Here is a 14,272-nt window from a genome sequence, read left to right on the forward strand (position 1 = left end):
CCCTAAAGATCAGCCCCGCAGACCTCTTCATATACAACTTGATGTCGATAAAATCAACTTGGGGCATATGTTAGCATCCACGATCTAGCCTTACCTACAATACCCTATGGATTTTAAAAAGATAACGGATATAAATAATCTAATCAAAAGGTTAACACTATGTCAGACATTCGCCTGTATATGCTGCAAACCGGAACCATCAAATGTAAGGTTCACCACATCAAGATGAATCAAGGCAACGGCGCCGATTATGAAATTCCGATTCCATTTTTCTTACTCACTCATCCCGACGGTCATACACTAATTGACGGCGGCAATGCCGTTGAAACTGCAACTGACCCCAAAGGCTACTGGGGAACTATCACCAAAGCCTACTGGCCGGTGATGCGTGAAGATGAAGGTTGTGTCGCTCAAGTTAAAAAGTTGGGTATCGATCCCGCAGATATCCGCTATGTGGTGCAATCCCATCTTCACCTCGATCACACTGGCGCAATAGGACGCTTCCCTAACGCGACACACATCGTACAGCGACGTGAATATGAATACGCCTACACACCTGACTGGTTTACTACCGGCGGCTATATCCGCAAGGATTTTGATCGTCCCGGTCTAAAATGGGAATTTCTCGATGGGGAACGCAATGACATGTTCGATGTTTACAGAGATGGCACATTAAAAACGGTATTTACTCCGGGGCATTCACCCGGACACCAATCACTACTGGTGACCCTGCCGAACAGCGGCAGCCTGCTGTTAACGATTGACGCCGCTTATACCCTCGATCACTGGGAAGAACGAGCACTACCGGGGTTTCTCACCTCTACCATTGAAACCGTCCGTTCGGTGCAAAAACTACGGCATCTAGCTAAACGCACGAATGCAATTGTGGTAACAGGGCACGATCCGGATGCTTGGCCGACATTCCGTAAGGCGCCGGAATATTACGATTAACTCGAATTTATCAATGCAAAATAGCCAGAAACTGGAATCGACCCGATGTTTCTGGCTTAGCGCTTATTTCATTAAAGTTTAACTGACTAACCGTTTTTCCTCACTCTTCCACTCTCAGCCAATCATTGACAAAAGAGAGGGCATTTTCAGATTTAAACCCAATTGAAGATATACCGGTTGGTTTCCACAACAGCTCGATAACACGAACTTTTTGGTTATAATCAAGAGTATTAAAGAGTTCACTTAATTGCTCATCTAAAGGTAAATCGCGATATTGAAGAAAATATTCATCATCGAATTGTTCGCAACATCCAGCAAAAAACTTATTACCGTTTTCACGATTTAACCCACAACATCTCACACGTTTAAAACCAGATTTATAATAAAAATCGCATATTTCATCATATCGGTATGCATTGACGATCGGATTCAAAAATGCGTCTACATTAACAGCAATCTGATCAACACTATCGTCTAAATGATTAGCTGTACTATCGCCATACTGATTCCGACTTAAGTTTTTGCATAATTTATTCATTAAATCGGTATGTAGAAAATACTCTTCTACATGAATTTGTTTTGCAAAAATCTGCAAAAGCTCTCGCTGCTTCAATCGTTCATATTCTCCTATAACATTGTATAGCCAAATAAGCGCTATACCATCTTCATTTAATGAGCGTGAAGCGACGAAAAAACCCTCTTGTGGGCACTCCATATGATGAATAACACCGGTAGAAACAACAACATCGAACTGATTATTTCGTGTTAGCTGCTCAATCGTATTATTTTCTAACGTGACGTTATCCAATCGATGATAAGATATCAGCTTATCTGCTACCTCTAACGCTTTATCCGTCATATCAATGCCCACAAATTGGGTATCGGGATACATACTTGCCAGCCCTACCAAACGATGCCCCGTTCCACACCCCAAATCGAGCACATATTTTCCCGTTAAATAACCCGGCTTAAATATAAGCCCTACAACCGTTGCCATATCATAAATAAGATTATCCCCAATGGCAGAACTAGGATATGGGTATCGGTTATACATCGCTTTGACATCCTGATTACTCATATCTATTTCTCCGAACAAAATGATAAATCAGTGGTACTAGCTCATGATGACCAATAATAGTTAGTATAGTGGTTACCCACATCAAATTCATGGCGACGAGTAATTAAAGTATATTATCATGGGAAAAATATCTTAAATTCAATTATACCCGTTATCTTTCAAATTGCCTCTTTGTTGGCTGCGCTCACTCACCCCGTTCACATAGTTCTCTATGTGAACGGGGATTCGCTCCCTTGCCGCCTCAATGCATCTTGAAATCCATAGGATATAGAATGAAAATAATTTCATATCAACCAGAATATTAATCACAATAATATATCTGCCAAAATGACATTCAGTTGTCAGAATAATCATCCTTCATAAAATAGTGTATAGCCCATTTCATTTTTTCCGACTAAATCTTGCCATACCCGGCTTTTCCGGATTAGGAACAAACCCTGGATTTCCGGCATCGGGTATCCAACTTACTTTCATTTTTGCGCCAACTCTGTCATAAAAATTCTTCAATTCATAAATATCATTTGCTATGGTCCATTTTCCCTTACTAATAATAGCAACGGGAAATTCTCCAGGTTCAGCAACAGCTTTAACAATCCCGCCACGCGCCTTTACTTCTTTCCTTTCTTTGTCCATAGCGAAAGCAGGATAACTGACCTGAGGCCCATGCCTGATAACATTATGTTCTATATCTCCGAATGGCCGGTTTGAATCAGCTTTGTCAATAAATCGGTTAATGAGCTCGATTATTTTCCTCTCTTCTGCCGAAGCAGATGGAACTGAATGCGGCTGCGTTGTAAAACTAATCATATCATGCATATCATAGTCACCCGTAAAAGGCAGCGCGGCCCAGTTTTTTTGTCTTTTTAATGGAGACAGGCTTGTTTCGAGATTATTTAAATCTATTGAATAAATTCTTCCATTAACCGCTCCATCTAATAATCCGTGACCAGTACTCATATATATACCTCGAAGATGACCACTTTCTCTATCCCAGTGACCGACATAACCTTCAATAGACGCCCTACGCACTTTATCTATGACATCTGAAGCTTCATCTCCAGAATAAGCTTTTCTAATTGAACCCGGTTTAATTGTTTTTTCAAGAATATCATGCCCTTTTGCTGCGGCACCTTTACTCAGCGCTTTCAGAGTAGGTCCACCTGCCGCACGAAAACTAACAGCAAAATTACCCTTTATGGATGCTTTTTCAATCGCTGCCATATGTCCTTCCCAAATAAATTCTCTCTTAACTTGCTGGCGAATATCAGAGTCGCTTAACATATTTATAACTCCTTTGAATAGTTGAAAATCAGAATAATTAAAACAAGGTGAATATTAATTTATTTAAATATCCACCATGCCACATAATATATTTATATGTAAAAAAACTCTAAATCAAACTAACTCACACATCAAAAATAAATATTAATTTTATGACAAATCAGAAACTGTAAACACAAAACTACAAGCTCACTTCTGTAATTTAATTAAATATTATTTAACAAACAGCAGGATAACTTGTTTTATAAGATTTTATTAAAAAAACCAAACCGCCTTGCCATCTTTCTATATGTGGTATATTTTTATTTTAAATACTAAAACATAAATCATGGCTGTGATTAGATAATATCAAATAGATATAGTCACTATAATCTAGCCAGAATCTCTCGTACCTATATCACAAAGGGGATATTATGCATGTCGGTATTATTGGGGCCGGAATTGGTGGCGCATGTTTAGCACATGGATTACGTAAAAATGGAATTAAAGTGACGATCTATGAACGGAACCCTGCTTTGTCATCCGAACTTCCCGGTTATGGAATTCATATTAATACATTCGGTAAGCAAGCACTGCAAGAATGCCTCCCGGATGCAAACTGGCTAACCTTTAAGGAGGCATCAAGATATATTGGCGGACAATCACGATTTTATAATGAACGTATGCGTCTTCTCGCCGTTCAGGGCGGTCTTATGAACGGGCAGATAATTTCCGAGCAACGTTTGTCAATCAGCAGAACTGAGCTGAAAGAAATACTAAACAAGGGGCTTTCAAACATAATTCAATGGAATAAAACATTCGTTCATTATGAACATATTGAAAACGGTGGTATTAACATTTTCTTTGCCGATGGCAGTCACGAAAATGTCGATATCCTTGTCGGTGCAGACGGTAGCAACTCAAAAGTCCGTAAACAGTACCTTCCTTTTATCGAAAGATTTAATGTCGGTGTTAGTATAATCATTGGCCGTTCGCGTCTTACCCCGGTTCTCACAGCCTTGCTACCCCAAAATTTCCTGGATGGCACGCCTAACAGTATCGTACCTAAAAGTCCTGACTGGTTGTTTATTTCTATGTGGCGCGCCCCGGTTGATATCCATGTAGAAGCCGCTTTAGCAGAAATCGATAACTTTATAGTATGGGTTTATGTAGCAGCAACAGATAGTCTTCCTGACAATATCACCGATTTTTCCGCAGAAGCCCTCTGTAATCTGGTCCGAGCCCGTATGACTTCATGGGACCCAAACCTACATACACTGATTAAACAAAGCGACATGGAAAACATATCTCCGCTACATTTACGTAGCATGCCCCATCTTCCACCCTGGAAATCGAGTGCTGTCACATTACTTGGGGATGCTATTCATAACATGACGCCAATGACAGGCTCAGGAGCGAACACAGCGCTGCGAGACGCTCTTTTACTCACACAGAAGCTTGCTAGCGTAGCATCGGGCCACGAAGAGTTAGTCAAGGCAATTTCAGATTACGAACAACAAATGCGCGCATATGCTAATGAGATCGTTGGAATTTCACTGCGCAGCGCTCAGAATGCTGTAGAACATTTCTCAATACCATCATTAAAACAACGGCATTTGAACATAAAAAGAAAAAATATATCTCAAGGTTATCAACTCCGGCGTTAATATTCTGAACGAATTGTCATACCTGAACTCATTCCATTATTCTAGATATATTGTTACAGCAGTAAAGATAAAAAGGAGCTGCCACCAGTACATATTATACTGGTGGCTTGGTTTAATTAATTATGCAATCTTTACCCAAGGATAAGTATCAGATGTTCCGCCACCATCCGGTACAGTGCCTCTATTCCACCATTTAGCTTCCCAGTTTTGATTATTCCAATTCACTCTATCACCGGCCTGATACACCTTATTTGCATCCCAGACGGGGTAATCACCCCCTTTCTCTGGCTTAACGGGATCAACCGGTTCAACATTAATACCCTTGAAATAAAATGGCGCCATCTCTATTTTTTGCGTGATTAACTCACAACCAAGACCTTCTCTGGCCGCATTGACTAATAAACCTCGGTCTTGATCTGCGGTCCAAGTAAATATTCCCCCCAGATTCTTTTCTAATGCATATTGCGCTTTAGCTTTAACAGAACGAGGAGTATCAAAAGAAATAAACAACTTGCTATCCTTATTATAGAGATAATCAGCATCTGCTATTTCATCGGTATACAAGTCAAAATTATTTCTCCCCCTCTTTTCTTCTAAATCCAGATAATTATATATCGCGTCATACCATTCTGTTGTCCCTGATTCAAATGAGCCGGTTGTTGTAATCTTCGGATCTTTTTTCGGGACATAACCGGGATCATAACTGCCAGATAATGGAGAATAACTATCAATAACCGTATTTCTGCCATTGCGTGAATAGCCGGTGTAACCAATATTGATTGCAGATGCAGGCACACCAAGACTCAATAAATATTCAACCGCTTTCTCTACACTATTATCACCGCCAGGATAATTACGGAGATTCGTGTGATGTAACAACCTTTCAGCCCACGGAGTACCAAAGAAATCATAGGTCATAACGTTAATACCATATAGCCCAACTTGCAATAATTCAGGTATTTTTGATTTTTCCATTTTCTCTGGTACCGCCGAACAAGCGATACTGATTTTTATATCTGAACGCCCTGCTTCTTTAAACGCAGCAGTTAAATCTCTAATTAAACTAACGTAATAATCACCATCGTCTGGCGCATACATGTTACCTTCATTTCCAGCAACGCCGGGATACTCCCAATCAATATCAATTTCGGTAAACATAGGGAAACGCTGAAATATATCAACCAAACTCGAACAGAAATAGGATTTTAGTGTTTCGTCTCTGACCATATTATAAAAGCCATTACTCATGGTCCAACCACCAACACTAAACGACATAATAAGGTCATGGCCTTGAGCTTTTGCAGCTTGCTGAACTTTAGCCAATCCACCTAATACGCCCATACTTTTAGATTGATCAAAATCCCTTGGCATTTGGATATCTTGCCAACCAGAATAAGTACAATTCTGATAAGATTGGCAATCTCCCCAAGCATCTGTGAATGTCACTTCTCCATTATTAGTGCGGGCAAAAAATGGCGCTTGCTCTTTAATTTGCTGCTTTTTTTCACCCTCATCACCTAATATTCCACAGAAACCAATAACTAATTTATCATAAGCAAAAGGATTATCTAAAAGGTGCTGTAAATCTATTCCTCTACCTCGACGAATAGGATCTTGATTTCCTTGTAATCTACCGTCATATTGCGACCAATCTGTATAATAGCCAAAAACTTTAGGTTTATTTCGTGTGTCATATTTATTATAGACGGGTAATAAAGTTCTTCCCGATGTGTAACTGAAATTTATTGTTTCAGTTGATGGATTGAAATTATCTATCTTATAAGATTGTTCACTGAGAGAATCTGTCTGGATTATTTTTGACATAAATCACCTCGACTAGATATCAATTTATTTTTCGATGAACACTCCAATTGCTTTACTTGCGTGGTAACATAATTACATTCTAGCTTGTATTCTTAGGAAAACAAATAATTGCTATTTGTTTGATTGTTAATGGTCAACTCAAATTTATGTCAACGAAACTTACATTACCGACCATTTATTATCAGATAGTAAAAACAAATAATTGCAAATTGTAAATATATTAACCGTCATTATTACAATTATCCACCTAAATTAAATTTGTAAATTAATTTTTACGAACCATTTATTTTAATTTTATTTTCAATTGACTATTCCTTATATTTTATATCTATACTAATTTGTATCCTTAGGAGTGTTCGTTTCTTTGAAATATTATTACCATACTTATATATGGAGATTAAAATGAAAGCTAAAGATGTTCAGTCAACCATTATTATTAATAAAAATGGCCTTATCTCTTTGGAAGATATCTACGACATTGCGATAAAACAAAAAAAAGTAGAGATATCAACGGAGATCACTGAACTTTTGACGTATGGTCGTGAAAAATTGGAGGAAAAATTAAATTCAGGAGAGGTTATATATGGAATCAATACCGGATTTGGGGGGAATGCCAATTTAGTTGTACCATTTGAAAAGATTTCAGAGCATCAGCAAAATCTGTTAACTTTTCTTTCTGCTGGTACTGGGGACTATATGTCCAAACCTTGTATTAAAGCGTCACAATTTACTATGTTACTTTCTGTTTGCAAAGGTTGGTCTGCAACCAGACCAATTGTCGCTCAGGCAATTGTTGATCATATTAATCATGATATTGTTCCTCTGGTTCCTCGCTATGGCTCGGTGGGGGCAAGCGGTGATTTAATTCCTTTATCTTATATCGCACGCGCATTATGTGGTATCGGAAAAGTTTATTACATGGGGGCAGAAATTGATGCTGCTGAAGCAATTAAACGTGCAGGATTGACGCCGCTATCGTTACAAGCAAAAGAAGGTCTAGCTCTGATTAACGGCACACGGGTAATGTCAGGTATCAGTGCAATTACCGTCATTAAACTAGAGAAACTATTTAAAGCCTCAATCTCTGCTATTGCCCTTGCTGTTGAAGCATTACTTGCATCTCATGAACATTATGATGCCCGGATTCAGCAAGTAAAAAATCATCCTGGGCAAAAAGCGGTGGCAAGTGCATTGCGTAATTTATTAGCAGGCTCAACTCAGGTTAATTTATTAACTGGAATTAAAGAACAAGCTAATAAAGCTTGTCGCCATCAAGAAGTTACCCAGCTAAATGATACCTTACAGGAAGTTTATTCAATTCGTTGTGCGCCACAGATATTAGGTATAGTGCCGGAATCTTTAGCTACCGCACGGAAAATATTGGAACGGGAAGTTATCTCAGCTAATGATAATCCATTGATAGATCCAGAAAATGGCGATGTTCTACACGGTGGGAATTTTATGGGGCAATATGTTGCCCGGACAATGGATGCATTAAAACTGGATATTGCTTTAATCGCCAATCATCTTCATGCCATTGTGGCACTGATGATGGATAACCGTTTCTCACGTGGATTACCTAATTCACTGAGTCCGACACCCGGCATGTATCAAGGTTTTAAAGGCGTCCAACTTTCTCAAACCGCTTTAGTTGCTGCAATTCGCCATGATTGTGCTGCATCAGGTATTCATACCCTCGCCACAGAACAATACAATCAAGATATTGTCAGTTTAGGTCTGCATGCCGCTCAAGATGTGTTAGAAATGGAGCAGAAATTACGCCATATTGTTTCAATGACAATTCTGGTCGTTTGTCAGGCCACTCATCTGCGCGGCAATATTAGCGAAATTGCGCCTGAAACCGCTAAATTTTACCATGCAGTACGAGAAATCAGTCCTCCTTTGATTACTGATCGTGCATTAGATGAAGATATAATTCGCATTGCGGATGCAATCATTAATGATCAACTTCCTCTGCCAGAAATCATCCTGGAAGAATAAAAAGAAAATCGAAGAAAATCACTGAAAGCTTTTCAGCCATCTCTTGACTAAAAATACAGAACCCCATTTATACCCAATAGATTTCAAGATGCATCGCGACGGCAAAGGAGCGAATCCCCGGGAGCATAGCAAACTATGTGACCGGGGTGAGTGAGTGCAGCCAACAAAGAGGCAACTTGAAAGATAACGGGTATACTGATGGTAGAAACAGTACGAGTAAACAAGGGGTTTTGTATGGTCGTTTTTGTGACAGGAGCAACTTCAGGTTTTGGTGAATCCATTGCCAGAAGATTCATTCAAAACGGTTCTAAAGTTATTGCAACTGGACGACGTAAAGAACGGTTAGAAAAATTAAAAGCTGAACTAGGTGATAACTTTTACTTTGTTCAACTTGATGTCACTGATCGGGCAGCTATCAACCAGGTTATAGAACAATTACCAGAATCACTCCGCCATATCGATATTTTAGTCAATAATGCAGGTTTGGCGCTTGGATTAGAACCTGCTCATCTGGCTAACCTGGATGACTGGGAAATAATGATTGATACCAATGTCAAAGGACTTGTCAATATGACCCGTGCTCTGCTGCCTGGAATGGTAGCAAGAAATCATGGGCATATTATTAATATCGGTTCTACCGCTGCAAGTTGGCCATATTTGGGTGGGAATGTTTATGGCGCAACTAAAGCCTTCGTCAAACAATTTAGTTTAAGCTTACGAGCAGATTTGCAGGGAAAAAATATCCGCGTTACTGATATAGAACCCGGTTTAGTTAGTGGAACTGAATTTTCTTTAGTCCGTTTTAAAGGTGACAACGACAAAGTGAATAAAACCTACGATGGCACCCAAGCATTAACCGCTGAAGATGTCACTGAAGCTGTTTTTTGGGTGGCCAATTTACCTGCTCATGTCAACATTAATACATTAGAAATGATGCCAGTTTGCCAATCATTTGCCGGACTCAGTGTGCACAGAAGTGAATAATTGCATTCTTCTTGATAATTTGTTGAACATCTTGATGCTATCTTATAATTTATCTATCTGATAATTTCTTATTGTTCCATCTATACCCTATGGATTTCAAGATGCATCGCGACGGCAAAGGAACGAATCCCCGGGAGCATAGATAAAACTATGTAACCGGGGGGAGTGAGTGCAGCCAACAAAGAAGCAACTTGAAAGATAACGGGTATAAATTTGGCTCCATCTCATTCAAGAGGATAAAAGATGAATATTCGTAATTCTTTGATAAAAGCTATGCCAGTTATCGCTCTGGCAATACCATTGTTATGGCAAACGCCGGCATTGGCGGCAACTTGTACTAGCGGAAGTACCTGTGTCACAGTGCATGGCAGCGGAGATAGTGTGCTCGATAAAGAAGCTGCTCGTCAAAGCAAAGAACAATGGGATGAAACCAAAAATCTTCGCACTAAGGTTAATAAACGTGCCGAGAAAGAGTTCGACAAGTTCGATAAAGCCATTGATGCTCGTGAGGCATGTCTGAAAAGTACCAATATCAATGCTTATTGGGAACCCAATACCGAACGTTGTTTAGACAGCAATACAGGTATGCCTATCAGGCCGTAATATAGAGGTGATGATAATGAAGATGAAAAAAGCGCTTTTATGCAGTGCATTGTTCTTTACCCTATCCCCATTCGCACTTGCTGCACAAGCTTCGTGCGAAAGCGTGAAAGAGCAAATTACGCAGAAAATTATCAATAATGGTGTGCCGGAATCTGGCTTTAAATTGGAAATTGTTGCTAATGACCATGTTGAACAAGCCGGAAGTAAAATCGTTGGGCATTGTGAAAATAATGCCAAAAAGATTGTGTATACCCGGCAAGGAAACCAATCTCAACCTCATCCAACCTCCAAATAGACCCACATCATCTTTCTGAAGGAAAATACTACAGTTTGGAGAAAATATTACGCCAATATTTTACCATTGATGAGTAAAGGTCGAGGCTATGCGCTTCGGCCCTTTTCCATATTATCTCTCTGTGAACAGCGCGTTAGTGGTGTTTTCCGTAGCAAGTTACACCTAAACGATACCTCCAATATCACCTCCAATATAGTTTCATATATAAACCATTAGTTTTTTTAAAACTGACAATTCAGATCATCAACTCTAATATTATCACGCTTTAAAATATAAATATTTGCCGAATAATTATGGTGAGTTAAATATCTTATTTACTCAAGAAATCATATTGAAATTTTAAAATAGGAAACCGTTATGAGCGATCTTATCGCTAAGAAAATTCTCTCTATCATGGTGTTTTTCACAGCACTAACTATATCAGGATGTAACGCTATCGCAGGAAATCAAACAGAAACCGATAATTTTAGTAGTAATAGCAACGAGCAATATGTAAAAATTTATTTGCATAATAATACATCACATTTATTAGCGGCTGAAAAAACAGACTTACTTTGGGGAAGTTGGATTGAAAACCCATCGTCATCAATATCCGCATATAGTCGCGATTCATTCGCTTCAAAAGGTAAGATTTTTAGTGGCACTGAGGGCGAAGTTATTTATCGTTTACCCAACGGTGAAGGTAAGTTAAATGTTCACTGGAGTCTTTCATATTGGGGAACTCAGAACCACAATATCTATCTTTCCGAAGCATCGACTAATTATAAACTTGAGAAAACCGTTAAAAGTTCCTCTTCTTACGGCATCAAGATTGACATTTATCTCACTGAAAAAAATATAGATAGCAATTATAAAATTGCCGTGATGTCAGATCCTCAACCGTGGCGTTTAGATCCTGAAATAGGCGATCCCAATGCTGACAAAAAACCGTGGGAAGAACTGAATAGAAAGGTAGCAAGCAGTATCAATAATATTTATGAAAGCAATCATCTTGCTTTTGGCATCGTTAATGGCGATCTTACCGAGTTTGGACGTGCTAGCACCAGAAGAAGCCTTGATGAGATATATACATCAAAAATCAAATTCCCGCTATTTATGGGATTAGGAAATCATGACTATGCCAATAATGTTAATGATTGTACTTATCCTGAGGGCCTTGATTTCAGTCGTAATGCCTGTGCCAGATCCGCAGTATTTGATATGGCAGAGAGAATAAGTGCTTATAGTAAAGAATTAAATAATTTCTCCTATGACTATGACAATGAAGCATGGAAAGGAAGTCTGTCTTATTCATGGGATTTTGGTGATATTCATTACGTTCAATTACAAAATTATCCTACCTATAGCGTCAATCTGGATCACTATATCAGCCCAACCGTTTACATTACAAAATCCCTTGATTGGTTGGAAAGCGATCTTAAATCTGCCCAAACCAGAGGAAAGGCCGTAGTTTTAAATTTCCATGATGGGTATGACCATTTTATTAATAACAGCAGTTATGCTGAAAAAGAAAAATTTAAGTCACTGATTAAAAAATACAACGTTATGGCGGTTTTCGTTGGGCATTCACATTTTCTTAAAGAATACAACGCCTCGGTATTTGGAAATGCAAGAGTCTACGATAGCGGAGCACTATTTAAAGGTGATTTCTTTATCATTAATATTAACAAAAAATGCATGCAAATATCTGCATATAATGGAATAGATGGTACACCCAAGTTTGTTAAAAAAATGACGAGTGTTTGTGGTAAATAGAGATCAAACCAATTTATATCGTACTCAGATTTTAGCTTGATGATAAACCTCACTTTTTCACAAGTGAGGTTTTCTTATTGATCGTTCACAAATCGCAATCACGATATTTATATATACCCTTTTAGGTATATACCCAAAAAACTTCAAGATGCAGTTTTTAGCACCTGAAAATGGTCGTTAATTCTAGACATCAGCGAGTCCGCTATATCAGGTAGCGTTGTGGTGAAAAATTTGAATACTTTGTCTCGAAATTCATGTTTATCAGCGAAATAACGGTTATTTCGAACAGGCTCATTCATAACCTTCCATAATCGTTCTATCGGGTTTAAATTTGGGCTATATGGAGGAAGGTAATGTCACTCAATGTTGCTAACATAAGCCTACTCCTCCACAAGACGAGCTTTGTTGTCACCCGCACCATCCACAATAAGATGAATTTTTTAATATTTTCCATTTATTAACCATCCTGAATTCGATGATAGGAATATTTTTGATATTACGCCACAAATATCACCCGCTAAAACACCATTATCTCAAGAGGAGATACAAGCTCGTATTGCTGCCGGCAATAAAAGAAGAAATAAAAAAAGCAAATAATCTTATTATTAGGGAGTAGCATAGGATGTTCCCCTGATAACATTGCTGATAAAAGATCACAGGAAACAATGTACTTGATTAGAAAACCGAACTCTTTAATAAATTTACCCGCTCTTAATTAATAAAACCGACAAAGAAAAAAATAACTTGCATAAAATAACTTATTTTGGTAGCTATAATTGAGAATACTAATGTCAACAATGAGGGCAAACTGAATGACTAAATTCATCCTTACGCTGTCTATTATCCTTGGTCTTACAGGGTGTGTTTCGCAGAAACAACCACTTTCTCTTGATTACATCGCAGGTAATGAAACATTTCATTTATCCAAATCTTGTATAGAACAAGCTCTTCCTGTAGGAGAAGTCGGTGATGATTTAGCTGTGAATGCCAATAACATTTTTATTAAGGTTAAAAAAGGACTGAATTGTAGTGACCGGTTCAAACTTTTTTTAGCAAGAAACTTAGGGAAAGAGTTGTTTATTTACTTTGACGGTAAGCCAGTCATAAAAACCAGACTTGTTTCTATGATTCATCCAGAAGAAGGCTTCCATCAAGCAATAGAATCGAAATCATTGTCAGATGGAATTCTTAGATCCTTGAATTAATGAAAAGCCTATGGTTGCTACTCTTGTGTTTCATTTATCCATCAAAAAAAGCAAACCATAGGCTCAACTTTAAGCGTTATAAATGATCCTAATGACTTGACCTATAGAGTAACTTTTAAACCTAATACGATCCGTACCAGCACCATTATTATCCGTAATTTGATGTGATCCAGGTCCCGTTGTACTTATTCGTTTCACTCCAGTCGATACGGGATATTCAATTTCAACACCAAAAGCTGATGGGGCCGATGAGTCGGTATCAAAACTTATGGTATATACTGAAATTCCTGAATGCATCCGAAGATCAACCCACGGTCCCCATGTTAATGGCGGTGCCCAACCTTGCCTTATCGTCATAACAGCCTCCTTCCCAATCAGACCATAATTACGAATGGTATTTATAAGATAGACTGTCACAGCATATATGCACATTTTTTTATGTATTTTTTCAGTATATATCACATCCTTGTGTGATTTATATAAGTGAATTCAAAAATTATCGCTTTTATCAGAAAAAAACCAAGATCATGGTTTATAAAAAACACAAAATAATTAGACAGAAAATTAACTAAATTCTAATTAATATAAAATTATAACTCATTATAGTAATATTTTATGTAGATTAATGAGTTATTAAATGATATATATC

The 14,272-nt window shown here is 38.2% G+C and carries 12 protein-coding genes and 1 pseudogene; 8 read left to right on the forward strand and 5 right to left on the reverse strand.

Translation table 11 applies throughout. From position 1 onward, the window contains the following. Positions 1-159 precede the first annotated feature (159 nt). Positions 160-951, forward strand: coding sequence for an AttM family quorum-quenching N-acyl homoserine lactonase (gene attM, locus OO184_RS09585; protein ID WP_176692914.1), 792 nt, complete (start codon positions 160-162; stop codon positions 949-951). 100 nt (positions 952-1,051) lie between these two features. On the opposite strand, the gene OO184_RS09590 is transcribed toward attM, so the two are convergent. Together OO184_RS09590 and OO184_RS09595 are read right to left on the reverse strand one after the other, a co-directional pair. Beyond that, positions 1,052-2,029, reverse strand: coding sequence for a class I SAM-dependent methyltransferase (locus OO184_RS09590; protein ID WP_265378983.1), 978 nt, complete (start codon positions 2,027-2,029; stop codon positions 1,052-1,054). 381 nt (positions 2,030-2,410) lie between these two features. Further along, positions 2,411-3,310, reverse strand: coding sequence for an Insecticial toxin (locus OO184_RS09595; RefSeq protein WP_265378984.1), 900 nt, complete (start codon positions 3,308-3,310; stop codon positions 2,411-2,413). A 413-nt stretch (positions 3,311-3,723) separates the two neighbouring features. On the opposite strand from OO184_RS09595, the gene OO184_RS09600 reads away from it, so the two are divergent. Further along, positions 3,724-4,956, forward strand: a complete 1,233-nt coding sequence (locus OO184_RS09600) for a stiblene epoxidase (RefSeq protein ID WP_265378985.1) — start codon at positions 3,724-3,726, stop codon at positions 4,954-4,956. A 120-nt stretch (positions 4,957-5,076) separates the two neighbouring features. Here the strand turns inward: OO184_RS09600 and OO184_RS09605 are convergent, their stop codons facing one another. Beyond that, positions 5,077-6,780, reverse strand: a complete 1,704-nt coding sequence (locus OO184_RS09605; RefSeq protein WP_265378986.1) for a glycoside hydrolase family 18 protein — start codon at positions 6,778-6,780, stop codon at positions 5,077-5,079. A 402-nt stretch (positions 6,781-7,182) separates the two neighbouring features. Between OO184_RS09605 and stlA the strand changes: the two genes are divergently transcribed. From stlA to OO184_RS09630, 5 genes are all read left to right on the forward strand, one after another. After that, positions 7,183-8,781, forward strand: coding sequence for a phenylalanine ammonia-lyase StlA (gene stlA, locus OO184_RS09610; protein ID WP_265378987.1), 1,599 nt, complete (start codon positions 7,183-7,185; stop codon positions 8,779-8,781). A 234-nt stretch (positions 8,782-9,015) separates the two neighbouring features. After that, the gene (gene ydfG / locus OO184_RS09615; protein WP_265378988.1) at positions 9,016-9,765 is read left to right on the forward strand and encodes a bifunctional NADP-dependent 3-hydroxy acid dehydrogenase/3-hydroxypropionate dehydrogenase YdfG; all 750 of its coding nucleotides are present in this window, start codon (positions 9,016-9,018) and stop codon (positions 9,763-9,765) included. Positions 9,766-10,008: 243 nt separating this feature from the next. Continuing rightward, positions 10,009-10,368, forward strand: a complete 360-nt coding sequence (locus tag OO184_RS09620; RefSeq protein WP_265378989.1) for a DUF1283 family protein — start codon at positions 10,009-10,011, stop codon at positions 10,366-10,368. A gap of 22 nt (positions 10,369-10,390) precedes the next feature. Continuing rightward, positions 10,391-10,663: a DUF1161 domain-containing protein gene (locus OO184_RS09625; protein ID WP_265379048.1), complete on the forward strand. Its 273-nt coding sequence runs from the start codon at positions 10,391-10,393 to the stop codon at positions 10,661-10,663. Between the two features lie 357 nt (positions 10,664-11,020). Further along, positions 11,021-12,418 carry a metallophosphoesterase gene (locus OO184_RS09630; RefSeq protein WP_265378990.1) on the forward strand — a complete coding sequence of 466 codons (1,398 nt, stop codon included), beginning with the start codon at positions 11,021-11,023 and terminating at the stop codon, positions 12,416-12,418. A 143-nt stretch (positions 12,419-12,561) separates the two neighbouring features. Here OO184_RS09630 and OO184_RS09635 read toward each other — a convergent pair. Then, positions 12,562-12,858 (reverse strand): annotated as a pseudogene (locus tag OO184_RS09635) (transposase); the annotation flags it as partial. A 372-nt stretch (positions 12,859-13,230) separates the two neighbouring features. Here OO184_RS09635 and OO184_RS09640 point away from each other — a divergent pair. Beyond that, a complete protein-coding gene (locus OO184_RS09640; RefSeq protein ID WP_265378991.1) occupies positions 13,231-13,623 on the forward strand; it encodes a hypothetical protein in 393 nt (130 codons plus the stop codon). Positions 13,624-13,692: 69 nt separating this feature from the next. On the opposite strand, the gene OO184_RS09645 is transcribed toward OO184_RS09640, so the two are convergent. Further along, positions 13,693-14,055, reverse strand: a complete 363-nt coding sequence (locus OO184_RS09645; protein ID WP_312023695.1) for a colicin Z C-terminal domain-related protein — start codon at positions 14,053-14,055, stop codon at positions 13,693-13,695. Positions 14,056-14,272 lie beyond the last annotated feature (217 nt).

The organism is Photorhabdus aballayi, assembly GCF_026153155.1.
Classification (GTDB): domain Bacteria; phylum Pseudomonadota; class Gammaproteobacteria; order Enterobacterales; family Enterobacteriaceae; genus Photorhabdus; species Photorhabdus luminescens.